The organism is Tenebrionibacter intestinalis, from assembly GCF_016632365.1.
In the GTDB taxonomy this organism is placed as follows: domain Bacteria; phylum Pseudomonadota; class Gammaproteobacteria; order Enterobacterales; family Enterobacteriaceae; genus Tenebrionibacter; species Tenebrionibacter intestinalis.
On record NZ_JAEPBH010000099.1, the window covers coordinates 1 to 463 of the forward strand.

The 463-nt window shown below is 56.8% G+C and carries 1 protein-coding gene; it reads left to right on the forward strand.

The features are described 5' to 3' along the window. Positions 1-18 precede the first annotated feature (18 nt). Positions 19-463: DUF3304 domain-containing protein (locus tag JJB97_RS17720; protein WP_238715400.1), on the forward strand; the 445-nt coding region annotated here is incomplete at its 3' end.

Here is a 463-nt window from a genome sequence, read left to right on the forward strand (position 1 = left end):
AAGGTATTCAGGGCAGGAATGGCGCTGGCGGGGCTGATGCTGGCGGGTTGCCAGCAGGCGCAGGCGGCGGGCGGCACCATTGAGGCGGTCAACCATCCCCGGTGGGCGATAAACCACTTTAGCGATAACGGCCAGTCGGGCATTGATATTATCGGCCCGCACCAGGGGGGCGGGGGCGGCTGTTGCTTCAGGGCGCCGGCGCAGTGGCAGCCGGGCATGACGGTGAAAATTGACTGGGAAACGGGGGTTCATGATATGGAGGGCTTTCCGGGTTATGCTGATCGAGAGAAATATATTGCCTGGGATAAAAAAATGCGTTCTCAAAACAAACAACATACTGCAACGGTTCCGGTTCCTGATTACACCGGACAAAAAACCTGCGGTATCACGGTGCATTTTCTGCCGTGCGATAAGGTCAAAGTGACCACCAGTTGCCATATCTACTCCGACCCGCAATATCCGG